Origin of the sequence: Streptomyces anatolicus, assembly GCF_019400875.1 — a bacterium.
GTDB lineage: Bacteria > Actinomycetota > Actinomycetes > Streptomycetales > Streptomycetaceae > Streptomyces > Streptomyces anatolicus.
The window spans coordinates 12,406-34,535 of the sequence record NZ_WMBF01000019.1 but is presented as its reverse complement, the minus strand read 5'-3'; the positions used below and the strand labels follow the sequence as shown (position 1 = coordinate 34,535).

At 71.7% G+C, this 22,130-nt stretch carries 19 protein-coding genes, 1 tRNA gene and 1 pseudogene; 15 read left to right on the top strand and 6 right to left on the bottom strand.

Annotated elements, in window-relative coordinates; translation table 11 throughout:
• A pseudogene (locus GKQ77_RS04150) lies at positions 1-251 on the top strand (bifunctional DNA primase/polymerase); the annotation flags it as partial.
• Positions 252-329: 78 nt separating this feature from the next.
• Here GKQ77_RS04150 and GKQ77_RS04145 read toward each other — a convergent pair.
• Both GKQ77_RS04145 and GKQ77_RS04140 read right to left on the bottom strand, forming a co-directional pair.
• Positions 330-416, bottom strand: a tRNA-Ser gene (locus GKQ77_RS04145).
• A 74-nt stretch (positions 417-490) separates the two neighbouring features.
• Positions 491-1,933 (bottom strand): S1C family serine protease, encoded by a 1,443-nt coding sequence (locus GKQ77_RS04140; protein ID WP_308117538.1) that lies wholly within the window; start codon positions 1,931-1,933, stop codon positions 491-493.
• Positions 1,934-2,173: 240 nt separating this feature from the next.
• On the opposite strand from GKQ77_RS04140, the gene GKQ77_RS04135 reads away from it, so the two are divergent.
• From GKQ77_RS04135 to GKQ77_RS04125, 3 genes are all read left to right on the top strand, one after another.
• Positions 2,174-3,040, top strand: a complete 867-nt coding sequence (locus GKQ77_RS04135) for a glycerophosphodiester phosphodiesterase (RefSeq protein ID WP_219687325.1) — start codon at positions 2,174-2,176, stop codon at positions 3,038-3,040.
• Positions 3,041-3,093: 53 nt separating this feature from the next.
• Positions 3,094-3,711 carry an ATP-binding protein gene (locus tag GKQ77_RS04130; protein WP_219687324.1) on the top strand — a complete coding sequence of 206 codons (618 nt, stop codon included), beginning with the start codon at positions 3,094-3,096 and terminating at the stop codon, positions 3,709-3,711.
• Between the two features lie 177 nt (positions 3,712-3,888).
• Positions 3,889-4,866, top strand: coding sequence for a DUF5926 family protein (locus GKQ77_RS04125; RefSeq protein WP_219687323.1), 978 nt, complete (start codon positions 3,889-3,891; stop codon positions 4,864-4,866).
• Positions 4,867-5,087: 221 nt separating this feature from the next.
• Here GKQ77_RS04125 and GKQ77_RS04120 read toward each other — a convergent pair whose 3' ends face one another.
• Together GKQ77_RS04120 and GKQ77_RS04115 are read right to left on the bottom strand one after the other, a co-directional pair.
• Positions 5,088-5,642, bottom strand: coding sequence for a hypothetical protein (locus tag GKQ77_RS04120; protein WP_219687322.1), 555 nt, complete (start codon positions 5,640-5,642; stop codon positions 5,088-5,090).
• A 55-nt stretch (positions 5,643-5,697) separates the two neighbouring features.
• Entirely contained in the window at positions 5,698-6,375 is a 678-nt protein-coding gene (locus GKQ77_RS04115) for a bifunctional DNA primase/polymerase (protein ID WP_219687321.1), read from the bottom strand.
• A gap of 496 nt (positions 6,376-6,871) precedes the next feature.
• Here GKQ77_RS04115 and GKQ77_RS04110 point away from each other — a divergent pair, with 496 nt between their 5' ends.
• The gene (locus GKQ77_RS04110; protein ID WP_219687320.1) at positions 6,872-8,452 is read left to right on the top strand and encodes a PP2C family protein-serine/threonine phosphatase; all 1,581 of its coding nucleotides are present in this window, start codon (positions 6,872-6,874) and stop codon (positions 8,450-8,452) included.
• 180 nt (positions 8,453-8,632) lie between these two features.
• Entirely contained in the window at positions 8,633-10,102 is a 1,470-nt protein-coding gene (locus tag GKQ77_RS04105) for an aminopeptidase P family protein (protein WP_219687319.1), read from the top strand.
• A 52-nt stretch (positions 10,103-10,154) separates the two neighbouring features.
• On the opposite strand, the gene GKQ77_RS04100 is transcribed toward GKQ77_RS04105, so the two are convergent.
• Positions 10,155-10,712 (bottom strand): carboxymuconolactone decarboxylase family protein, encoded by a 558-nt coding sequence (locus tag GKQ77_RS04100; protein WP_219687318.1) that lies wholly within the window; start codon positions 10,710-10,712, stop codon positions 10,155-10,157.
• Positions 10,713-10,759: 47 nt separating this feature from the next.
• Here GKQ77_RS04100 and pdxR point away from each other — a divergent pair, with 47 nt between their 5' ends.
• Together pdxR and GKQ77_RS04090 are read left to right on the top strand one after the other, a co-directional pair.
• Positions 10,760-12,304, top strand: a complete 1,545-nt coding sequence (gene pdxR / locus GKQ77_RS04095) for a MocR-like pyridoxine biosynthesis transcription factor PdxR (RefSeq protein ID WP_219687317.1) — start codon at positions 10,760-10,762, stop codon at positions 12,302-12,304.
• Between the two features lie 96 nt (positions 12,305-12,400).
• On the top strand, positions 12,401-12,913 hold the full coding sequence (locus GKQ77_RS04090) for a nitroreductase/quinone reductase family protein (protein WP_219687316.1): 513 nt from the start codon (positions 12,401-12,403) through the stop codon (positions 12,911-12,913).
• Here the strand turns inward: GKQ77_RS04090 and GKQ77_RS04085 are convergent.
• Positions 12,858-13,325 (bottom strand): ATP-binding protein, encoded by a 468-nt coding sequence (locus GKQ77_RS04085; RefSeq protein ID WP_219687315.1) that lies wholly within the window; start codon positions 13,323-13,325, stop codon positions 12,858-12,860. The genes GKQ77_RS04090 and GKQ77_RS04085 overlap by 56 nt on opposite strands.
• Before the next feature lie 687 nt (positions 13,326-14,012).
• On the opposite strand from GKQ77_RS04085, the gene GKQ77_RS04080 reads away from it, so the two are divergent.
• The 7 genes from GKQ77_RS04080 (at position 14,013) to pheA (ending at position 21,514) form a co-directional block, all read left to right on the top strand.
• The gene (locus tag GKQ77_RS04080) at positions 14,013-14,900 is read left to right on the top strand and encodes a hypothetical protein (RefSeq protein WP_219687314.1); all 888 of its coding nucleotides are present in this window, start codon (positions 14,013-14,015) and stop codon (positions 14,898-14,900) included.
• 241 nt (positions 14,901-15,141) lie between these two features.
• Positions 15,142-15,873 (top strand): YcnI family copper-binding membrane protein, encoded by a 732-nt coding sequence (locus tag GKQ77_RS04075; RefSeq protein ID WP_219687313.1) that lies wholly within the window; start codon positions 15,142-15,144, stop codon positions 15,871-15,873.
• 116 nt (positions 15,874-15,989) lie between these two features.
• On the top strand, positions 15,990-16,667 hold the full coding sequence (locus GKQ77_RS04070; RefSeq protein WP_219687312.1) for an SCO family protein: 678 nt from the start codon (positions 15,990-15,992) through the stop codon (positions 16,665-16,667).
• Positions 16,664-17,227 (top strand): copper chaperone PCu(A)C, encoded by a 564-nt coding sequence (locus tag GKQ77_RS04065; protein ID WP_219687311.1) that lies wholly within the window; start codon positions 16,664-16,666, stop codon positions 17,225-17,227. Before GKQ77_RS04070 ends, GKQ77_RS04065 begins: the two co-directional genes overlap by 4 nt.
• A gap of 13 nt (positions 17,228-17,240) precedes the next feature.
• Entirely contained in the window at positions 17,241-19,175 is a 1,935-nt protein-coding gene (locus tag GKQ77_RS04060) for a copper resistance CopC/CopD family protein (RefSeq protein ID WP_219687310.1), read from the top strand.
• Positions 19,176-19,181: 6 nt separating this feature from the next.
• Positions 19,182-20,444 (top strand): iron uptake transporter deferrochelatase/peroxidase subunit, encoded by a 1,263-nt coding sequence (gene efeB / locus GKQ77_RS04055; RefSeq protein ID WP_219687309.1) that lies wholly within the window; start codon positions 19,182-19,184, stop codon positions 20,442-20,444.
• Positions 20,445-20,578: 134 nt separating this feature from the next.
• A complete protein-coding gene (gene pheA / locus GKQ77_RS04050) occupies positions 20,579-21,514 on the top strand; it encodes a prephenate dehydratase (protein WP_219687308.1) in 936 nt (311 codons plus the stop codon).
• The last annotated feature ends 616 nt before the right edge of the window (positions 21,515-22,130 follow it).

The window sequence follows — 22,130 nt, the reverse complement described above, 5'->3', positions numbered from 1 at the left end:
ACCCCACAGCACCCACACGAACCGACGCACCCCCGGCCCAACAGGGCCATGGCCTGGTCCAGTTCGTCCTCGCGGCACACGAGGGCCAACGCAACACCCGCCTCTTCTGGGCCGCCTGCCGCGCCTACGAGAACGGCCTCGGCGAAACCCTGGCCCCCCACCTCACGAACGCCGCACTCCGCGTAGGCCTCACCCCCCGAGAGGCCCACTCAACAATCGCCTCAGCGGCCCGCCTCACGGGCCACGCCTAGAAGCGGCCCACCGGCCTGCAACGGCAAGGAGACACGCGTAAGGGGCGCCCGCAATAGCGAACGCCCCTTACAGAAAAGCGGTGGGTGTGGGATTTGAACCCACGGTGACATCGCTGCCACGACGGTTTTCAAGACCGTTCCCTTAGGCCGCTCGGGCAACCCACCCCGCGCCGGGTGCCGGAGGTCCGGGGCGGCGCGGGGACAAGACTAGCGGGTTGGGGCGGCGGGTGAGCAGGGGCTCAGCTGTCGCCCTTGCGCTGGCCCAGGGTCACGTCGACCGTGCGCTCCTTGCCGTCGCGCTCGTAGGTGATCTTGACCGTGTCGCCGGGCTTGTGGGTCCAGATCTGGCCGATCAGGGTGGGGCCGCTGTCGATCACCATGTCGTCCAGCTTCGTGATGACGTCGCCGGGCTTGAGACCCGCCTTGTCCGCCGGGCCGTTCGGGGTGACCGGCTTCGCGCCGCCCACGCCCTCCTGGGAGATCGTCGCGCCCTCCCCGGTGTCCTGCTGGAGCGCGACCGAGGCGCCGATCACCGGGTAGACCGGCTGGCCGGTCTTGATCAGCTGCTGCGCCACGTTCTTCGCCTGGTTCACCGGGATCGCGAAGCCCAGGCCGATGGAGCCCGACTGGCCGGAGCCGCCGAGGCCACCGCTGTCGGCGGGCTTGATCGCGGAGTTGATGCCGATGACCGCGCCGCGCCCGTCGAGGAGCGGGCCGCCGGAGTTGCCGGGGTTGATGGAGGCGTCGGTCTGGAGCGCGCTCATGTACGAGCTCTTGCCGCTCTGTCCGCCGTCACTGGAGGTCACCGGGCGGTTCTTGGCGCTGATGATGCCCGTGGTGACGGTGTTCGAGAGGCCGAAGGGGGCGCCGATCGCGATCGTCGAGTCGCCGACGGCCACGCGGTCGGAGTTGCCGAGGGCGAGCGGCTTCAGGTCGGCCGGGGGGCTCTTGAGCTTCAGGACGGCCACGTCGTAACCCTCGGCGCGGCCGACGACCTCGGCGGCGTACTTCTTGCCGTTCGAGAACGTCGCCTGGAGCTTCCCGCCCTCGGCGGCCGACGCCACCACGTGGTTGTTGGTGAGGATGTGGCCCTGCTTGTCGTAGACGAAGCCGGTGCCCGTGCCGCCCTCGCCGCTGCCGCTCTGCGCCTCGATGGTGACCACACTCGGCAGCGCGTCATTCGCGATCTTGGCCACCGAGCCCGGCTCGCGCTTCAGGTCGGCGGGCGTGTCGGCCGCGGAGACCGTGGTCGAACCGGTGTCGTTGTCGTTCTGCTCGGCCGCCCAGTAGCCGACGCCACCGCCGACACCGCCCGCGACCAGGGCGGCCGCGAGCACCCCGGCGACCAGACCGCCGCGCCGACGGCCCGGCTTCGGCTCCTGCGGCTGGTACGAGGCGCCCCAGCCGGCCCCGCCGCCACCTCCGGAGGCGTACGACGGCACAGCGGGCGGCGCCGGAGGCGGCCACGCGCCCGCGCCCGCGGCGGCACCCGAGCCCGCGCCGGCACCCACGCCGGCCCCCGTTCCGGCATCCCCGCCGGGAACCGTGGCGTGCTCACGAGTGACAGAGGCATTGGAGTGGGCGGAGGCGGTGGAGTCGGCGGAAACAGCGGGAGCGTCCACCGGCACGGGAGGTGCGGACGGGGCCTGAGGTACCGCGTTGCCCTCGTTCTCGGTGCTCACAGCTCTTCTCCTAGGTCCATGCTGTCGTAGGTGGCGTTCTCGGTCACGGCCTGGCTTCGCCAACTGCGCGTACGTACTCTGCGTACGTACAAACGTACGTCTGTGCCAACTGTGCATCTGTCCGCAGTCAGCTTTTCCCATCGGCTGTCAGGGCACCATAAGCCGAGCCTGTGCGTCCGGCGCCCCGGGACGCGGCACTCCGGCGCGCCGACGGGTACCCCGTGATGGCACCATGACGCGGTGACCCTCGCACGACAGCACCAGATCCAGGTCGTCGCCCACCGCGGCGCCTCCGAGGACGCGCCCGAGCACACGCTTGCCGCCTACAAGAAGGCGGTCGACGACGGGGCCGACGCCCTGGAATGCGATGTGCGGCTCACCGCGGACGGCCACCTCGTCTGCGTCCACGACCGCCGCGTCAACCGCACCTCGAACGGCCGCGGAGCCGTCTCGGCCCTGGAACTGGCCGATCTGGCCGCCCTCGACTTCGGCTCCTGGAAGCGGCACCACAACGAGGCCGAGGAGGGCGAGGGCCCGGACTGGGAGCGCTCCGCGGGCGCGGACTTCGGGGCGGGTCTCGGCGAGGACACCTCCGTACTGACCCTGGAGCGCCTGCTCGAACTGGTTGCCGAACGCAACGCCTCGGGCCGCCAGGTGCGGCTGGCCATCGAGACCAAGCACCCCACGCGCTGGGCGGGCCAGGTGGAGGAGCGGCTGCTCATGCTCCTCAAACGCTTCGGCCTGGACGCGCCGCCCGCCGAAGGCCCCTCTCCGGTACGGGTCATGAGCTTCTCGGCGCGTTCGCTGCACCGCGTGCGCGCCGCGTCCCCGACGCTGCCGACCGTCTATCTGATGCAGTTCGTCTCGCCCCGCCACCGCGACGGGCGCCTACCCGCGGGCGTGCGCATCGCCGGACCGGCGCTGCGGATCGTGCGCAACCACCCCGGTTACGTGGCCAAGCTGAAGCGCGCGGGGCACCAGGTGCACGTCTGGACCGTGAACGAGCCCGAGGACGTCGAACTCTGCGCCGAACTCGGCGTCGACGCGATCATCACCAATCGCCCCAAGCAAGTTCTGACCCAACTGGATCGCCTGGGACTCCGGTAACTCCCGTTACAGGGAGTGCACCGGCGCGTTCGGTACGTATTCGATCGTGACGAGTGCGTCACCGGAGGGCGACTGGCCGGTTTCCGGTCCAGTCCATTGGGGCATCCACACCGTGGCGTGGGGCGAAGGAGGTCTCGGGGGTGGCGTTGGTGGTGGCACGGGAGGTGCCCACGTCGTCGAGCATGGCCGTACCTCATGGCCCTGCGGGCGTGGGGGTGGCAAGACACCGGATGCGTGATCAGCTGCGTATCGGCGGAGTGTCCGAATCGGTCATCGACGATGCCGTACTGATCCTGTCGGAGTTGCTCAGCAATGCCTGCCGGCACGGCAGGCCGCTGGGGCGCGGGATGGTCGGCGACGGGGACGTGCGAGCGGCATGGCACGTCGACAAGACAGGCCGGCTGACGGTCGAGGTGACGGACGGCGGCGGCCCGACCCGCCCGGTTCCGGCCACCCCGTCGGTGACGGCGCACGGCGGACGCGGGCTCAACATCATCTCGGCGCTCGCCGACACGTGGGGCGTGCGCGACGACGTGCACGGCGAGGTCACGGTCTGGGTCGTCGTCCAAGCGGGGCACCGCCACGACGATTTCGCTACGCGCGTCGCCGCCCCGTCGGCCGCCGCGCTCGCCGATCTCGCCTACGCGGACCCCTTCGACGACCTCGACTGAGGACCAACTGAGGACGAGGGGTGCGGCCGGCGCGAGGCCCGGGTGAGACGCGGGGCGAGACCTGGACTCGGGTGAAGCCCGGCGGCCCTGTCGCCAACGGCCAGGCTCGGTCGCCAGCGGCTAGGCTCGCGCTCGTACGCAAGTGAGCACGAGAGCCGCAGCCGGGAGACACCCAAGATGGCCAAGAAGCGCCCCCAGACCAAGGGCAAGCAGCAGCCGCAGCTCAAGGGCGGAGCCGACGAGAACTATCCGGCCGTCGGCGCCCGCGAACCCTGCCCCTGCGGCTCGGGCCGCCGCTACAAGGCCTGTCACGGCCGAGCCGCCTCGCACGCGGTGGCCGAGTTGGTGCAGCGCCCCTTCGAGGGCCTGCCCGGCGAGTGCGACTGGGTCGCGCTGCGCGAGCTGGTGCCCGCCGCCACCGTCGAACTGACGCTCAAGGACGGGCTCCCCGAAGGCGTCCCCTCGGTCACGCTCGCCACCGTGCTGCCGATGGCGTGGCCCGCGCTGCGCCGCGACGACGGCTCGGTCCTGCTCGGCCTGCAGAACGACACCTCCTCCGGCGACATCAGCCGCGACCTGGCCGACACCCTGCACCGTGCTCTGGAGGCCGAGCCGGGCACGCCCGTGCAGGGCCGCCGCGCCCCCGCGGACGGGCCGCGCCTGCAGGACGTGCTCGCCCCCGACTCGCCGTTCGAGCCGGTGGTGCACGCCGGTTTCGAGTTCTGGGTGCCGGACTCGGAGAACGCCACGCCGGAGGTCTCCGCCTCCCTGGAGCGGGCCAACGCCGCCGCCATCCCGACCGTGAAGCTCACCGGCGTGGACTCCGCGTACTGGTGCGAGACCCCGGAGAAGAACCACCTGCGCTGGGTCATGCCGCACCCCGAGGAGCAGCTGCTCGACGCGCTGGCCCGGCTGCACGCGGCCGGCACGTCGAGCCTCGGCGAGGGCACCCGGCTCGTCGGCTCCTTCCGGGCGCACGGTGTGATCGTGCCGGTGTGGGACCTGCCGACGGGCGTCGGCGCCGACGACATCGAGAAGCCGGCGGCGGAGTTCGCCGAGCGGCTGGCGGCGGCGCTCGCCTCGGACGCCCCGCTGACCGGCGACGAGCGCCGGGCGCGCGGTGGCCTGACCAACCGCCAGGTCACCCTCAGCTGAGAGGAACGGGGCGCGCCGCGCGCGACTGACGCACCAGTCAGTCGGTAGGGACGCGTGACTCCCGTCACAACTCCCCGTGGTCGCAGGCGAATCCCTGTCCGGATAACTGAGATCGAATTTGCCAGGAGCCGATCTCTTGTTACCGTTCAGGTAGCCCGGTTGCTGGTGCATCCCCCGTCGCCAGCAACCGGGCCTTTCCATGTCCGGGTCCGGTTCACCGCTCAACTGCCTTGCGCGGGCGCCGAGTTGCTTCCCGAGCGCAGCAGCAGCCCGCCCGACTCGCGCGCCGCGAACTCCGCCACCGCCGAGTACGCCGCCGCCTCGCCCGCCGACCGCTCGCGCGGCGTCTCGCACACTCCCGGTTCGTCCCCCGCACCCACCGCACAGTGCATCTGTACCGTGCGCGCGTCCGGCCCCATCTGGGTCAGTACGCCCGTCAGGTCCTCGCCTGTGGCATTGCGGTAATAGGTACGTGCCCATGTCTCGCGGCCCTGCGTGAGGACGCAGGTCTGGGCCTCGATGCCTTCGGGGGAGGAGAGTTCGGGCCCGCACCGGGAGGTGTCCGTGGCCGCGTCGGCAGCCGCGTCCGTCTCCGCGTTCGTACGCGTGTCGGGGCCCGAGCGCGAGTCCGGAGAGGTGTTCGGAGGGGCGGCCGAGGGAGCGGGCGGGGTCGACTTCGCGTCACCGTCGCCGACCGGCCCCGCGGACGCGCCGGCGAGCGGCAGAACAACCGTGGCGGCCACGACGCCCAGGAGCACGATCAGGCGGGGTTGCATGGGCCGAACATAACGACAGTTGGCGCGCGGCCCGTTCGCCGCGCGCCCATTTCCCCTACAACTCGGGTGCGCTCACACCCGTACGAGTGAGGGCGTCGACGACGGCGTCCACGACCGCCTCGACGTCGGGCACCCAGGGGGCCGCCGAGCCGGGCAGCGGGGCGCGCTCCCAGCGGACCGGGCCCTCGCCCGTCCCGGAGGGGGGCAGCGCGAGATAGCCGCCCTCGCCGTGGAAGCGGAGGGAGCCGGGGACGTGGTCCTTGGCGTAGAGCAGCTCGCCCAACTGGGCAAGGGAGTAAGGCGCGACGAGCAGATAGAAACGGCTCTCCGTGGCGACCACCGGGCCGAGCCTGATGCCGGTCTCGTCGAGCGCGGCCAGCGCGCGCACGCCCGCGTCGACGGGCAGGCTGACGGCGCACGGAGCGTGGCCGCCGGTGGCGAGCACGACGGGGGCGCACGGGCGGTTGCCCCACCACCAGCGCACCATCCGCTCGTCGGTGGTCGCGGCGAGGAGGCCGGGGTCGAGGGGGTGCGCGCCCGGCACCACGCAGTCGGGGTCGGGGCAGGCACACCGGCTGCCGTCGCGCCGGTCGAGGCCGACTCCTGGCAGTACGGGCCACCGCCAAGCGGTCGCGAAGGTCAGGGCCGCGCCGATCTGTCCGGTACTCCGGGCGGGCTTCCTTCCCATTCGCCAGGACAGGAGCCTGCGTCGCCTTCCGAGGATCTCGCGCATGAGCGCTCGTTCCTTTCCGTTGCACGCCGGCGTTTGACGCCGGGGAGACTGCGGGCCACATCACACCATGTGTGGATCACTACACCCATGTGTGGATCTCTTCACCCATGTGTGGATCACTTCGCTGTACGTACGAGCTGGCACATCCGACCCCAGCCTGCGGCATGGGGAACCACTCTGAACCGAGCGTTGACGTGGCGTGGGGTGGCGGCGCCTGGCGATTGCCGTCCCGCGATATTGCTTGCCGCCTCCCCCACGGGAGGATGGGGCACGGTCGTCGTGACTTAAGACGCCCGGGCCCTCCGCGAGGTTCCGGGCGGGCCCCAACTGCCCCTGGTCATCACTGAGTACGTACCCAGCACGACCGCTGCAACGCTCTACCGAACAACGTCAGTCGACCGCAATATGCCCTAACCCCGCACTGTTTTCGGCCAACTTATCAAGATCGAAAACAGTGCTCAGAATTCCCACGGACACCAGGAATCCCAGCAGGACAATGCTGGACATCCCCTCACCAGGGCGTGTACATCTGGAGACATTGCTAGCGGCGCATAATGACATGGGGGTTTGCGATGCTATTGAGCATTACGCACCGGCCGGAAAGCCGTCAGCCATGAACGCCCCGCACCTTCCGAAAGTGGCCGGAATCGATTCCACTCTTCCGTCACCAGCCCACACTGTCGCGCCCACCGCGCCTGCCACACCCGCACCCACGGGCTCCCCCGTCCCCGGCGCCCCCGGCGCCGTGATCCAGGACCGCCTCGCGGGCTGGGTCTCCGACCTCACCACGCTGCACGAACTCACCGAGCGGCTCGGCCGCACCCAGAGCCTCGACGAGGCCCTGCGGGAGCTGCTGCGGGCCGGTGCCGCCCTCGTCGGCGCCCGGCGCGGCCTCGCCGTCCTGGAGCCCTCCGACGGGCTCGGCCCCGACTCCACGACCGGCCTCGGCCTCACCCGCGCCGAACTGGGGCACATCGAGACGGTGCCGCGCGCCGCCACGTCGTACGGCCGCATCCTGGACGCGCCGACCGCCGACGCCCCCGGCCCGGGCACCAGCTCCGGCCCCGGCCCCAGCTCCGGCCCCGGTCCCAGTCCCGGCCCCGCCACCGAGATCGTCCAGCCCGACCTGCTCGCCGACGACGGACTCGACCCGCGCCACCGCGAGGTCGCCGCCCGCATCGGCTACGCGGCGAGCTATGCCCTGTCCCTGGCCACCGAGGCGGCGGGCCGGGTCGGCGCGGCGGTCTGGCTCTACGACGAGCCCGCCGAGCCGACCGAGCGCAGACGCCACCTCGTCGGGCTCTACGCGGCCTACGCCACGGAACATCTGGCGCGGCTGCTCGAACTGGAGCGCGCCCGTACGACCGCCGCGACCCTGCGCGAGGAGCTGATGCCCTCGCGGCTGCCCCGGGTGACGGGAGTGCAGCTCGCCGCGCGGCACCGTACCGGGCCGCGCGGCGGTGGCGACTGGCACGACGCGCTGCCGCTGCCGGACGCCGCGCTCGGCCTCGCGGTCGGCTCGGTCACCGGTTCGGGGCCGAGCGCCGTGGCCGCGATGGGGCGGCTGCGGGCCTCCCTGCGGGCGTATGCCGTGATGGAGGGCGAGGACCCCGTCGCCGTTCTCTCCGATCTGGAGCTGCTGCTGCGGCTCACCGAGCCCGCGCGGTCCGCCACGGCCCTCTTCGCCTACTGTGAGCCCGCCCTGCGCAAGGTCGTGCTCGCCGGGGCCGGGCACAGCCCGCCGCTGATCATCGGGGAGCGGCGCACGGAGTTCGTCGAGACCTCGCTGTCCGCGCCGCTCGGGATGCTCGCCTGCTGGGAGGCGCCGAGCGTGGAGTTCTCCCCGGAGCCCGGAGAAACGGTGCTTCTGTATACGGACGGTCTGCTGCACCGCACCGGAGAGGCGATGGACCGGGCGTTCGCGCGCCTGCACGCGGCGGGGGCGAGCGTGCCCAAGGCCATCCGGGGGGACCCCGGGGCCGTCGCCGACCACGTCCTTCGGACCGTGCTGCCGGACGGGCTCGACGCGGTGGACAGCGAGGAGGACGTGGTGCTGCTGGCGGCCCGCTTCGAGTGAGGCGCCGTACTTCTGGAGGGCCGCTTCGAGTGAGAGTGCTGGTGCCTCTCCACGCGCGCGTGGCTGACGTTTTCGTGTGAGGCGTCGGGCACTCGCTGTAAGTGGTCCAACGGCCCTGTGCCCCCTTCCGTACGCCCGTACGATGGAAGGTGGCCCAGTGTCGTACCTAGGAGGCAGACCGTGTCGGACGCGCTCACCCCGGAGTTCCCGGAGACCCCGGAAGAGACCGAAGAAGAGCCGATCAAGCAGCGCAAGAACGGCCTGTACCCGGGCGTCTCCGATGAGCTGGCCGAGAGCATGAAGTCCGGCTGGGCCGACACGGAGCTGCACGAGCTGGAGCCGATCCCGCAGGCCGCGCAGACCGCCGCCCGCCGCGCCGCGCTCTCCGCGCGCTTCCCGGGCGAGCGTCTGGTCATCCCCGCGGGCAACCTCAAGACCCGTTCGAACGACACCGAGTACGCCTTCCGGGCCTCCGTCGAGTACGCGTACCTCACCGGAAACCAGACCGAGGACGGCGTCCTGGTCCTGGAGCCCACCAAGAGCGGCCACGACGCGACGATCTACCTGCTTCCGCGCTCCAACCGCGAGAACGGCGAGTTCTGGCTGGACGGCCAGGGCGAGCTGTGGGTCGGCCGCCGCCACTCCCTCACCGAGGCCGAGAAGCTGTACGGCATCCCCGCCTCCGACGTCCGCGAGCTGGCCGAGGCGCTGCGCGAGGCCACCGGGCCGGTGCGTGTCGTACGCGGGTACGACGCCGGTATCGAGGCCGCGCTGACCGACAAGGTCACCGCCGAGCGCGACGAGGAGCTGCGCGTCTTCCTCTCCGAGGCCCGTCTGGTCAAGGACGAGTTTGAAATCGGTGAGCTGCAGAAGGCGTGCGACTCCACGGCGCGCGGCTTCGAGGACGTCGTCAAGATCCTCGACAAGGCCGAGGCGACGAGCGAGCGCTACATCGAAGGCACGTTCTTCCTGCGCGCCCGCGTCGAGGGCAACGACATCGGCTACGGCTCCATCTGCGCCGCGGGCCCGCACGCCACCACCCTGCACTGGGTGCGCAACGACGGTCCCGTGCGCTCCGGAGAGCTGCTTCTGCTCGACGCGGGCGTGGAGACCCACACGTACTACACCGCGGACATCACCCGCACCCTGCCGATCAACGGCCGCTTCAACGAGCTGCAGAAGAAGATCTACGACGCCGTGTACGAGGCCCAGGAGGCCGGCATCGCGGCCGTGAAGCCGGGCGCCAAGTACCGCGACTTCCACGACGCCTCGCAGCGCGTGCTCGCCGAGAAGCTGGTGGAGTGGGGCCTCGTCGAGGGTCCCGTGGAGCGCGTCCTCGAGCTGGGTCTCCAGCGCCGCTGGACGCTGCACGGCACCGGTCACATGCTCGGCATGGACGTCCACGACTGCGCGGCCGCGCGCCGCGAGTCGTACGTCGACGGCACGCTGGAGCCCGGCATGTGCCTGACCGTCGAGCCCGGCCTGTACTTCCAGGCGGACGACCTGACCGTGCCGGAGGAGTACCGCGGCATCGGCGTCCGGATCGAGGACGACATCCTCGTGACGGAGGACGGCAACCGGAACCTCTCGGACTCGCTGCCGCGGCGTTCGGACGAGGTCGAGGCGTGGATGGCTCGGCTCAAGGGCTGAGTGGTCCTGTCGGGGGAGCTGAGCGGCCCCGTCAGACGGTGTGAGCGGCCCGTCAGGGGGTCGACTCCCGTTCGTCCTCGCCCGCGATCTTGGCCGTGCTCAGGGCGATGCGGTTCCAGGTGTTGATCGTGAAGATCAGGGCGAGGACGCGGGCCAGCTCCGCCTCCTCGAAGTGCTCGGCGGCGCGGGCGTAGACGCCGTCGGGCACGCCGTCCTCGGCGACCAGCGTGACCGCCTCGGTCAGGGCGAGGGCCGCCTGCTCCTTGTCGGTGAAGAAGTTCCTGGCCTCGCGCCATACGCCGATCATGTGCAGGCGGGCCTCGTCCTCGCCTGCCGCGCGGGCGTCGGAGGTGTGCATGTGGAGGCAGTAGGCGCAGCCGTTGAGGAGCGAGGCGCGGATCTGGATCAGCTCGACGAGGGCCGGGTCGAGGCCGTCGCGGGCGGCGGCGTCCAGGCCGATGAGGGCCTTGAAGGCCTTGGGCGCGGCCTTGGCGAAGTCGAGGCGGGGGGCCTGGGCCGTGCGTGCTTGGCTGGGGGCCGCCTGGGTCGGGGTGGTCGCGGTCGTCTGCTTGGTGTGTGTGGTGGGCGTGGTGTTCGTGGCGTGCGTCATGGCTTTGAATCTAGGCGCGTGAAAGACCCCGGATAAGGTGCATTCCCATGGCTGGACCATGGGTCAATTCCGCGGAGCGCATCGGCAGTGACCTGCATCTGGAGCTGTCCGGTACGGGCAGCCGGCGTGCCGTCCTCATCCGGGCGCTGCGGGACGCCGTGCGCGACGGCAGGCTCGCTCCCGGCACCCGGCTGCCGCCCTACCGCTCGCTCGCCGCCGACCTCGGCCTCGCCCGCAACACCGTCGCCGACGCCTATGCCGAGCTGGTCGCGGAGGGGTGGCTGACGGCCCGGCAGGGGTCGGGGACGCGGGTCGCCGAGCGCGCGGCGCCGCCCAAGCCCGTACGCACGCCGAAGCCCGCCCCCGCGCGGCCCGCCGCTCCCGCGCACGACCTCCGTCAGGGCCGGCCGGACCCCGCGTCCTTCCCGCGCACGGCCTGGCTCGCGGCGGCCCGGCGTGCCGTCAACTCCGCGCCGGGCGATGCCTTCGGGCCCGGCGATCCGCGCGGCCGCGTCGAGCTGCGGCAGGCGCTCACCGACTATCTGCGGCGGGCCCGCGGAGTGCGCGTCGCACCCGAGCGGATCGTGGTCTGCTCCGGCTTCGCGCACGCGCTGCGGCTGTTGTTCGGGGGCTCCCACGGCGCGGGCGGCCCGGTGCTGCGCGGCCCGCTCGCCGTGGAGTCGTACGGACTCGGCTTCCACCACGGGATCCTGGAGGACGCGGGCGTACGGACGGTTCCGCTTGAGCTGGACGAACAAGGGGCCCGGATCGAGGAACTGACCGCGGGTCAGGGCGTACGGGATGTACGGGGCGTACGGGATGCGCGGGCCGTACGGGGTGTTCTGCTTACGCCCGCACACCAGTTCCCGACCGGCGGGCCGCTGCACCCGGCCCGGCGAGCGGCCGTGGTCGACTGGGCCCGCACGAGCGGCGGGCTGGTCCTGGAGGACGACTACGACGGGGAGTTCCGCTACGACCGCGAGCCCGTCGGCGCCCTCCAGGGCCTGGACCCCGAACGGGTCGTCTATCTCGGCTCGGTCAGCAAGAGCCTGTCCCCCGCGGTGCGCCTCGGCTGGATGGTTCTGCCGGAGCACCTCGTCGACGGCGTGCTCGCGGCGAAGGGCGAGCGGGAGGCGTGGGCGGGCGTACTCGACCAGCTCACGCTCGCCGACTTCATCGCCTCCGGGCAGTACGACCGTCATGTCCGCCGGATGCGCCAGCGGTACCGGCACCGCCGTGACCGGCTGGTCGCCGCGCTCGCCGAGCATGCCCCGCACATCACAGCCACCGGTGTCGCGGCCGGGCTGCACGCGGTGCTGCGGCTGCCGCCGGGGACGGAGGCCTCCGCGACCAAGGCGGCGGCCTGGCAGGGGATCGCGTTGGACGGCCTCGCCGCGTTCCGCCATCCGCGGGCGAGGGGGCGGGGCGCGGACGGGCTCGTCGTCGGGTACTCCACGCCGTCGGAGCATGCCTATGGGGCGGCGATCGAGGCGCTGGTACGGGCGTTGCCGCCGGGTGATGCGGAGGAGGCGCCGCCGGGTGATGCGGAAGAGGCGCCGCCGGGTGATGCGCGTGGGGGTGACGCCGGGTGATGCGGGTGGGGGTGACGCCGGGTGAAATAGGCGCAGTCCCTTGATCGTTGAAAGGCGGAAACGGGAGCCGACGACGATCCGAGGAGCAGCCGGACCATGACCGCCGACGACGGAACGAACAACACCAATCCCTTCAACCACCGCGTCATCGAGGAGTTCCGCGCGAACGGCGGCCGGGTCGGCGGCGACTTCGAGGGCGTGCGTCTGCTCCTGCTCACCACGCGCGGCGCGAAGAGCGGCCTGCTCCGGACCACTCCGGCGGTCTATCTGTCGGATCCGGCCCGCGACCGGCTCGTCGTCTTCGCCTCCAACGGCGGCTCGCCGCACGCCCCCGGCTGGTACCACAACCTGACCAAGGATCCCCGGGTCGTCGTCGAGGTCGGCACCGAGCGGTACGAGGCGCACGCCGCGCCCGTCGACGAGGGCGAGCACGACGAGCTGTGGCGCCGGCAGATCGAACAGGACCCGAACTTCGCGGAGTTCCGGGAGCGGGCGCCACGGACGATCCCGGTGATCGCGCTGACCCGCGCGGGTGTCACGCCGTCAGCAGATGTCACGCCGTCAGCAGCGGGGCGCCCTCACGCCACTTCAGCATCTTGTCGAAACTGATCACCGCTCCGCCCCGGCCCGGGCTGTTGCCGAGGTGGACGTGGTCGGCCAGCTCCCTGATCAGGCACAGGCCCCGGCCGTGCTCGTCCGTCTCGGCGGCGGCCGGCCGGGGCGTCGGACAGCCCCGTACGGCACCCGGGCCGGGGAAGCCGGGGCCCGAGTCGGCCACCTCGATGCGGCACTTCTCGCCGTCCAGATAGGCCGTCACCCGATACGCGCCGGCCGTGCCGCCGGGGGCGGGTGCGCCTCCGTGCTCCACGGCGTTGGCACAGGCTTCGCTGAGGGCGAGCGACAGGTCGAAGGAGACGTCGGGATCCACGCCCGCGGTCTCCATCGCGCCGATCAACAGGCGGCGGGCAAGCGGAACGCTCGCAGCCTCGCGCCGCAAATGGAGAGACCACCAGATGCTCATGCTCCAGCCTCCTGGCTGCGGCTCGACATACCGATACGTATTGCCGCAAGCGCGCACGGATAAGCGCACGGCCCTCGTGATGCCGCCCATACGGCGGACGCGCGGCCCGCGCGGCTCGTGTAGGGCGGCTGCGGGTGGTGTGAGCGGCGGGGTGTGCGCTGGCCCGTGTGAGGGGTGGGGCATGGGCCAGCGAGCGCCGACGCACCCGTCCGTGGGGCGGCGCGATGGTGGGGTGCGCCATCCGCGTGACTGCCTTCGCCGATCACCTCGCGCTGGAGCAGTCCGGCTGCGGCGGCGGCCCACCCGGCCGGGTGACGCCCCCGGACGGACCCAGCCGTGCTAACCGGACGACGCTCCCGGGCCGGCCAGCCGTACTAGCCGGACGACGCTCCCGGGCGGAACCCCACCGTGCTAACCGGACGACGCCCCCGGGCGAGCCCCGCCGTGGGCTGTCCGGGGGCTCCCGGGCTGGCCCAGCCGTGCTAGCTGAACGGCGCCCCCGGACGGAGCCCCACCGTGCTAACCGGACGACGCCCCCGGGCGAGCCCCGCCGTGGGCTGTCCGGAATCATCCGAGAGGGTGCCGACGGCCCCCTCACGCGGGCGCAGCCACCGCATCCCCCCTGGAAGCGGACCTTCCGGACCTGCCGTATGCGTCGGGTAAGTCCAGTGCGATGATGGCCCCGCCATGACTGCCCCCCACCAGCACCAGCCGCGTGACGGAGTCGATCTCCGGCTGCTCAGGGCCGCGGTGTTCGCCGCGGTCTGCGTCGTGCTGTCCGCCGGGGGCCATGTGCTCGCTTCCTGTGTCGCCGTCCCGCTGTGGACGCTCGGCGCCGGTTTCCTCGCCGTCCTCGCGGTCGCGCTGCCGCTCGCCGGGCGGGCGCGTTCGCTGCCCGGCATCGCCGCCCTCCTCGCGGTGGGCCAGCTCGGGCTGCACGCCCTGTTCGGCCTCGGCCAGCACGGCGCCACGGCCACCGCACAGGTGAACGGCGACGCCTCCCTCGTGGAGCGGGCCGCGCGCCTGGTCTGCGGGGCGGGCGCCTCGACGATCACTCCCGCCCAGGCCCACCGCATCCTGACCACGGCCGGGCTCGGCACGGGCGGGGGCGCGGAGCACGCCGCCGCGCACCACCACGGCCAGTCCGCCGCCGCGGCGGGCTCCGCACTGGACTCCGTGTCGACGGCGGGCGCCACCTGGACGCCGGGACCGATGGGCTCCATGGGTGCCATGGCGCTCGTGCCGTCCCTCCCCATGCTCGTCGCCCACCTCCTCGCGGCCCTCGCCGCGGGATGGCTGCTGCGCCGCGGCGACCTCGCCCTGCTCCGGCTCATCCGGCTCGCGCAAGGGGCGCAGGGGGTCGCCGAAGGGGCGCTTGTACGTTCGCTGCGCTCGGCCCTCACCCTCGTACGCGCCCTGCGAGCCGGTCTGCCCGGGGCGCCCGAGACAACGGGGCCGCGGCTGCCGCGCACCACGCGGCTCGCGCCTCCGAAGCCGCGCACGCTCGCGCTCGAGGACGCGGTGATCCGGCGCGGCCCGCCGGCCGGCGTCCGCCGCCTCGAACTCGCTGCCTGACGCGACGCACTCCACCAGCCGTACGGAGGGGTCGCTCGGCACGCACGCGCGCGTGCCCGCCAAGCAGGCCGCGCGCATCCCCCTCGTACTGAGTAGTGAGCAGTCAGCAGTAAGCAGTCGGCAGTAAGTACGGAGCGGTGAGTACGGAGCACCGCGCCACGCGTACCGCTTCGTGCACCAGCACCTGACGACCCGCGCCTCCGCTCACTGCTCACCCCTGCCAAAAGTGGAGTGTTCCTTCATGAAGATGTCCCGTATCGCCGCCGTCGGCACCGTCGCCGCCTCCGCCGTCCTCGTCCTCTCCGCACCCGCGTTCGCCCACGTGAGCGTCTCGCCGGAGGGCGAGGCCGCCAAGGGCGGATACGCGACCGTCAACTTCAAGGTGCCGAACGAGATGGACGACGCCGCGACCAACAAGGTCGAGGTCTCCTTCCCCGGTGACCACCCGCTCGCCTCCGTGATGACGCAGCCCGTCCCCGGCTGGACCGCGAAGGTCACCAAGTCCAAGCTCGACAAGCCGCTGGAGATCCACGGCGAGAAGATCGACGAGGCCGTCACCAAGGTCACCTGGACCGCCGACGGCAAGGGCATCCAGCCCGGCAACTTCCAGAAGTTCCCGGTCTCCATGGGCCAGCTGCCCGAGGACGCCGACGAACTCGTCTTCAAGGCCATCCAGACGTACGACAACAAGGAAGTCGTCCGCTGGATCGAGCCGCAGCAGAAGGGCCAGGAGGAGCCCGAGCACCCGGCGCCCACCCTCCAGCTGACCGCCGCCTCCGACGACCACCACGGCGGTGGCGCCTCCGGCGACGCGAAGTCGGACGCCAAGTCGGACGCCAAGTCCGAGAGCGCCGCGGAGTCCTCGGACAGCAGCGACACCACCGCCCGTGTCCTCGGCATCGTCGGCATCGTCGTGGGCGCCGCGGGCGTCGCGTTCGGCGTGGCCGCCACGCGGCGTCGCGTCACCGGCTGAGCCGTCGGCAGAGCCATCCTTCGGGGTGCGCCGGGGCGGCGAAACGGCCGCCCCGGTGCGCCCCGGCCCCCTCACATCTGGGACATTTTCGTATGCGCACGAAGAGCACGAAAAGTATGAAGAACGCGAAGAGCACGACGGGCACGCGCAAGAGGGCCGCCGCCGCTGCCCTGCTGGCCGTGGCCGCGCTCTCCCTGACCGCCTGCGGCGGCGGTGACGACAAGAAGAAGCCCGTCGCCGACGTCTCCATGGAGACGGACTCGGGCAAGGCGGCGACCGTCCTCGACAAGCCGTTCAAGAAGCCGGATCTCGTCCTGACCGACACCCGCGGCAAGAAGTACGACCTGCGTAAGGAGACCAAGGGCAAGCCGACGCTGATCTACTTCGGCTACACGCACTGCCCCGACGTCTGCCCGCTGACGATGAACAACATCGCGGTCGCCAAGAAGGAGCTGTCCAAGGCCGACCAGGACAAGCTCAAGGTCGTCCTGGTCACCACCGACCCCAAGCGCGACACCCCCGGCGAACTCGGCAAGTGGCTCAAGGGCGTGGACTCCGACTTCGTCGGCCTGACCGGCGACTTCGCGACCATCCAGGCCGGGGCCCGCCAGCTCGGCATCAGCATCGAGCCGCCCAAGAAGGACAAGAACGGCAAGGTCGTCTCGATGCACGGCCTCCAGGTCATCGCCTTCTCGCCGAAGAACGACGCGGGATACGTCCTGTACGACGAGGACGCCACCGCCAGCGACTACACCAAGGACCTCCCCAAGCTCATCAAGGGAGAGAACCCGTGAGCCACCGCACCACCGCCCGCACCACCACCCGCCGCCGCGCCCTCGTGGGCGGGGCCATAGCGCTGGCCTCGGCCCTCACCCTGGCGGGCTGCGGCGACGGCTCGGGGCCCGGCGACCAGGAGACCCCGCGCAAGCCCGAGCTGAAGGTCGGCGGGGCCTACATCCCCGAGCCCACCATGGACGACATGGCGGCGGGCTTCTTCACGCTCACCAACAAGGGCAGTGCCGACAAGCTCACCTCCGCCACCAGCGACATCGCGGGCGCCGTCACGCTGCACAGCACCAAGGGCGGCGTGATGAAGGAGCAGAAGTCCTTCGATGTGCCCGCGGGCGGCAAGCTCGAACTGGCGAGCGGCGGCAACCACCTGATGTTCGAAAAGCTCAAGCGCAAGCCGAAGCAGGGCGAGAAAGTCGCCCTGACGCTGCACTTCCGCACATCGGATCCGATCACCATCGAGGTGCCGGTCAAGGAGGCGACGTACCGCCCCAAGGAGGGCCACGACAGTTCGAACGCCTCGCATATGTCGCACACGCCGCAGATGTCGCACTCGTCGCACTGAGGACGGACCGTTGATGCAGACCATCGCTCCCCGCTCCGGCATCGCCCCCCGCTCGGGGACCGCGCCCCGCCTCTGGCGGCTTCTCCTCGTGCTCGTCGCCGCGACCGGCGCCTTCCTCGCGGGCACCGCGCCGGCCTCCGCGCACGCCGCGCTGACCGGCAGCGACCCGAGGCAGGGAGCGGTGGTCAAGAAGGCCCCGGCCCAGGTGAAGCTCACCTTCTCGGAGAAGGTCGCCATGTCGGACGGCTCGGTGCGGGTGCTCGACCCGTCCGGCAAGCGCGCCGACACCAACAAGACCACCGACCTGGGCGCCAACACGTACGGCGTGAAACTCCGCGAGAACCTGCCCGACGGCACCTTCACCGTCGCCTACCAAGTGGTCTCCGCCGACAGCCACCCGATCGCCGGTGCCTTCACCTTCTCCATCGGCGCGCCCTCCGACACCAAGGCCGTGCTCCCCGACCAGGAGGCGGGCGGCGGTCTCGTCGGCGTGCTCTACGACATCGCCCGCTACCTCTCCTACGCCGGTTTCATCCTCGTCGTCGGCGGTGGCGCCTTCGTGCTCGGCTGCTGGCCGCGCGGCGCGGGCGTGCGGCCCGTGCAGCGGCTCGTGACGTACGGCTGGGTCACGCTCACCGGCTCCACACTCGCCCTGCTCCTGCTGCGGGCCCCCTACACCGGCTCCGGGAAGCTCGCCGACGCCTTCGACATGGGCAAGCTCGGCGACGTGCTCAACACCAAGACGGGCGCGGCCCTCGTCTCCCGGCTGCTGCTGCTCGCCGCCGCCGCGCTGTTCATCGCGGTGCTCTTCGGGGCGTACGACAAGCGCGAGGACCCCAAGGAGAAGAAGGACCTCACCTTCGGGCTCGCCATCGGCGGCACGGTCGTCGCCCTCGGCATCGCGGCGACCTGGGCGATGGCCGAGCACGCCTCGGCCGGGATCCAGGCGGGCATCGCGATGCCCGTCGACGTGCTGCACCTGCTGGCCGTCGCCGCCTGGCTCGGCGGCCTCGCCGCACTGGTCGTCGCGCTCTACCGCACCTCTTCAGTAGAAGCGGTGGCCGTACGGCGCTTCTCGCGGGTGGCGTTCGCGAGCGTCGTCGTACTGGCCGCGACGGGCCTCTACCAGTCGTGGCGCCAGGTCGGCTCGTGGTCGGCGCTGACCGGGACGTCGTACGGGCAGCTGCTCCTCGTCAAGATCGGCCTTGTCGTCGTCCTGGTGGGCGTCGCCTACCTCTCGCGGCGCTGGACCGGACGCATCACCTCCGGGGCGGACGAGGCGCCGAAGGAGGCCACCACCGCCGTACGCGTCGAACAGCGCGCGGAGAAGAAGCCGGTCACCGTGCCGGCGCCCTCCGGGGGTGGCGACGACCCCGAGCGCTCCGCCCAGCTCGCGCGTCAGCAGGCCGCCATGGCCACCGCGCGCGAGAAGCGCGTCCGCGACGCCGACCCCGCCCGCTCAGGGCTGCGCCGCTCGGTGCTGACCGAGGCGGGCATCGCCGTCGTGCTGCTCGCCGTCACGACGGCCCTGACGACCACCGAGCCGGGCCGCACCGAGGAGGAGGCCGCCAACGCCAGCTCGGCGGCGGCGGCCGCGCAGCGCTCGGGCCCGCTCGCCCTCAAGGTGCCCTTCGACACGGGCGGCCAGGACGGCAAGGGCACCGTGCGCCTCGAACTGGACCCCGGGCGCACCGGCAGCAACGACCTGCACGTCTATGTGAAGCGGCCCAACGGCAGCGCCTTCGACGTGCCGGAGGTGAAGGTCTCCCTCACCCTCAAGGCGAAGGACGTCGGCCCGCTGCCCGTCGCCCCGGACCACATCGCCACCGGACACTGGACCGCGAGCGGGGTGCAGGTCCCGATGGCCGGAAAGTGGAAGATCGCGGTGACGGTGCGGACCTCCGACATCGACCAAGTGACCGTGAAGAAGAACGCGCAGATCGGCTGAACGAGCATGACGGACCACGGGATTTCCAGGCGGCGGCTGCTCGGCACCGCCGGTGCGACCGGCCTGGCGCTGGGCGCGGCGGGCGGCGCGGTAGGGTACGCCGCCGCGCCCTCGTCCGGCGCGTCCGACCCGTCCGGCGCGTCAGGCACCGGCTCGGGGAAGGACGCCCTGGCGTCTCTCGGCACGGGCGAGGTGATGTTTCACGGGAAACATCAGCCGGGCATCACCACGCCCATGCAGTCCCGCGGCCATCTGATCGCCTTCGACCTGACGGCGGGCGCGGGCCGCAAGGAAGCGGCGGCCCTGCTGCGCCGCTGGTCGGCGACGGCCGAGCGGCTGATGGCGGGCGAGCCGACCGGCGGCGACGACACGGCGGTCGCCCGGGACTCCGGCCCCTCCTCGCTCTCCGTCACCTTCGGCTTCGGCGCCTCCTTCTTCTCCCGCACGGGCCTGGAGAAGCAGCGCCCGGCCGCGCTTGAACCGCTGCCGGACTTCTCCTCCGACCACCTGGACAAGGCGCGCAGCAACGGCGATCTGTGGGTGCAGATCGGCGCGAACGACCCGCTCGTCGCCTTCCACGCCCTGCGCGCGCTCCAGAAGGAGGCGGCAGGTGCGGCGCGCGTGCGCTGGCAGATGAACGGCTTCAACCGTTCGCCGGGTGCCACCGCGCACCCCATGACGGCCCGCAATCTGATGGGCCAGGTCGACGGCACGAACAACCCGAAGCCGTCGGACAAGGACTTCGACGAGCGGATCTTCGTGCCCGCCGACGGCGACCCGGCGTGGATGGCGGGCGGTTCCTACGCCGTCGTACGCCGTATCCGGATGCTCCTCGACGACTGGGAGAAGCTTGGCCTCAAGGCGCAGGAGGCGGTGATCGGGCGGCACAAGTCGGACGGCTCGCCGCTGACGGGCGGCACGGAGACGACCGAACCGGAGCTGGAGAAGACGGGGGCCGACGGCAAGGTCGTCATCCCGCTCAACGCGCACGCCCGCATCACCCGGCCCGACCAGAACGGCGGTGCCGCGATGCTGCGCAGGCCGTTCTCGTACCACGACGGCTTCGACGCGCACGGCGAGCCGGACGCGGGGCTGCTCTTCGTCTGCTGGCAGGCGGACCCGATGCGCGGCTTCGTGCCGGTGCAGCGCAAGCTCGACCGGGGTGACGCCCTCTCGGAGTTCATCCGCCACGAGGCGAGCGGGCTCTTCGCGGTGCCGGGCGGGGCGGCGAAGGGCGAGTACGTGGGGCAGCGGCTGCTGGAGGCTTAGTCTCCCGGCCGCATGGGGCGTAGACCGCCGGGACCGGTGGGGCGTAGTCCACCGGGCCCCGTGGGGCGTGAGAGGCGGGTGCCGCTCTGTGAGACGCGGCCGCCAGGCCACCTCGGCCCCATTAGGGTGACGGTATGTCGGCGACGCGCTACACCTATCTCGGCCCCGAAGGCACCTTCACCGAGGCCGCTCTCCGCACGCTGCCCGAGGCCGCCGCCCGGGAACTGGTCCCGATGGTGTCCGTGCCCGCCACGCTGGACGCGGTCCGGGGCGGCCAGGCGGCGGCGGCGCTCGTGCCGATCGAGAACTCGGTCGAGGGCGGTGTGACCACCACCGTCGACGAACTCGCCAAGGGCGAGCCGCTGATGATCTACCGCGAGGTCGTCCTGCCGATCACCTTCGCGCTGCTCGTGCGCCCCGGCACGCAGCTGACGGACATCAAGACGGTGACCGGCCACCCCGTGGCCCAGCCCCAGGTGCGCAACTGGCTGGCCGCCCACCTCCCGGACGCCCTGTGGGAGTCCGCGGCCTCGAACGCCGACGGCGCCCGCCTGGTCCAGGAGGGCCGCTTCGACGCCGCCTTCGCGGGCGAGTTCGCGGCGTCCACGTACGGCCTCGAACCGCTGGTCAGCGAGATCCACGACGCGGCGAACGCCGCGACCCGCTTCGTCCTGGTCGGCCGCCCGGCCCGCCCGGCCGCGCCGACCGGCGCCGACAAGACCTCCGTCGTCATCTGGCTGGGCGACGACCACCCTGGCGCCCTGCTCGAACTGCTCCAGGAGTTCGCCGTGCGCGGCGTCAACCTCATGCGGATCGAATCGCGCCCGACCGGTCAGGGCATCGGCAACTACTGCTTCTCGATCGACGCCGAGGGCCACATCACGGACCGGCGCGTCGGCGAGGCTCTGATGGGGCTCAAGCGGATCTGCCCGCAGGTGCGCTTCCTCGGTTCGTACCCGCGCGCCGGGGTGGAGCTCGCGGATGTGCGGTCGCTGCGGCCCGGCACATCCGACGGGGAGTTCGCGGCGGCGTCGGACTGGCTCGCGCGCTGCCAGGACGGCCGTTTCTAGCCACTGGTGGCTGTCAGGCGCCCGGGGAAACCCGCCGGGCGCCATTCCTACCTGCAGATTTACGTTGTCCACAGAAGTTATCCACAGGGTCGCATCTCGACCTGGGGACAAGTCGACAACAAAGCGCGACATGGTCGACAAATCGGCGCACAGCCCTCAACTCCGTCCACAGTCCCGCGCGTCACCCCTCGTCCACTCTTTTCCATTGATCAACTCTTTGGAGCGAACCATTTCCACTCGAAAGTGGGTGGCAGCCCGGTTTGGGAAGGGAATCCTTCGCCGGTTCCGCGGCTTTCGGAACGACACCTTCCGGTGTCCACAGATCTTTCGCACACCCTGTGGATAACTTTTCGGAAGTGACCATTCCTGTGGACAACCGAGCGGGACGGAGGCCTCAAGTCCGGGCCCCCGCAAGGAGTTCGGGTCAAGGCGGCGAGCGCGGTCTGCCCCATTTCGGGGAAGGCGCCCCTTTTATTGACCGGGCGTCACCCTGAACGTGAACGGGTTTTTCCGGCCGGGCGGGCCGTTTTCGATCTCTGTCCCGACTCCGTTCCGACCGCCCCGAATTCAGTCCGGCAAATCGGGCATAACGTACACAATGGAATACGAGTCGTGG

Coding starts and splice junctions, on each gene's coding strand:
- GKQ77_RS04085 (WP_219687315.1), bottom strand. CDS start 13,325: ATGAGCATCTGGTGGTCTCTCCATTTGCGGCGCGAGGCTGCGAGCGTT.
- GKQ77_RS04080 (WP_219687314.1), top strand. CDS start 14,013: ATGACTGCCCCCCACCAGCACCAGCCGCGTGACGGAGTCGATCTCCGG.
- GKQ77_RS04070 (WP_219687312.1), top strand. CDS start 15,990: ATGAAGAACGCGAAGAGCACGACGGGCACGCGCAAGAGGGCCGCCGCC.
- GKQ77_RS04060 (WP_219687310.1), top strand. CDS start 17,241: ATGCAGACCATCGCTCCCCGCTCCGGCATCGCCCCCCGCTCGGGGACC.
- GKQ77_RS04115 (WP_219687321.1), bottom strand. CDS start 6,375: ATGCGCGAGATCCTCGGAAGGCGACGCAGGCTCCTGTCCTGGCGAATG.
- efeB (WP_219687309.1), top strand. CDS start 19,182: ATGACGGACCACGGGATTTCCAGGCGGCGGCTGCTCGGCACCGCCGGT.
- GKQ77_RS04120 (WP_219687322.1), bottom strand. CDS start 5,642: ATGCAACCCCGCCTGATCGTGCTCCTGGGCGTCGTGGCCGCCACGGTT.
- GKQ77_RS04075 (WP_219687313.1), top strand. CDS start 15,142: ATGAAGATGTCCCGTATCGCCGCCGTCGGCACCGTCGCCGCCTCCGCC.
- GKQ77_RS04110 (WP_219687320.1), top strand. CDS start 6,872: ATGCTGGACATCCCCTCACCAGGGCGTGTACATCTGGAGACATTGCTA.
- GKQ77_RS04125 (WP_219687323.1), top strand. CDS start 3,889: ATGGCCAAGAAGCGCCCCCAGACCAAGGGCAAGCAGCAGCCGCAGCTC.
- GKQ77_RS04090 (WP_219687316.1), top strand. CDS start 12,401: ATGACCGCCGACGACGGAACGAACAACACCAATCCCTTCAACCACCGC.
- GKQ77_RS04100 (WP_219687318.1), bottom strand. CDS start 10,712: ATGACGCACGCCACGAACACCACGCCCACCACACACACCAAGCAGACG.
- pdxR (WP_219687317.1), top strand. CDS start 10,760: ATGGCTGGACCATGGGTCAATTCCGCGGAGCGCATCGGCAGTGACCTG.
- pheA (WP_219687308.1), top strand. CDS start 20,579: ATGTCGGCGACGCGCTACACCTATCTCGGCCCCGAAGGCACCTTCACC.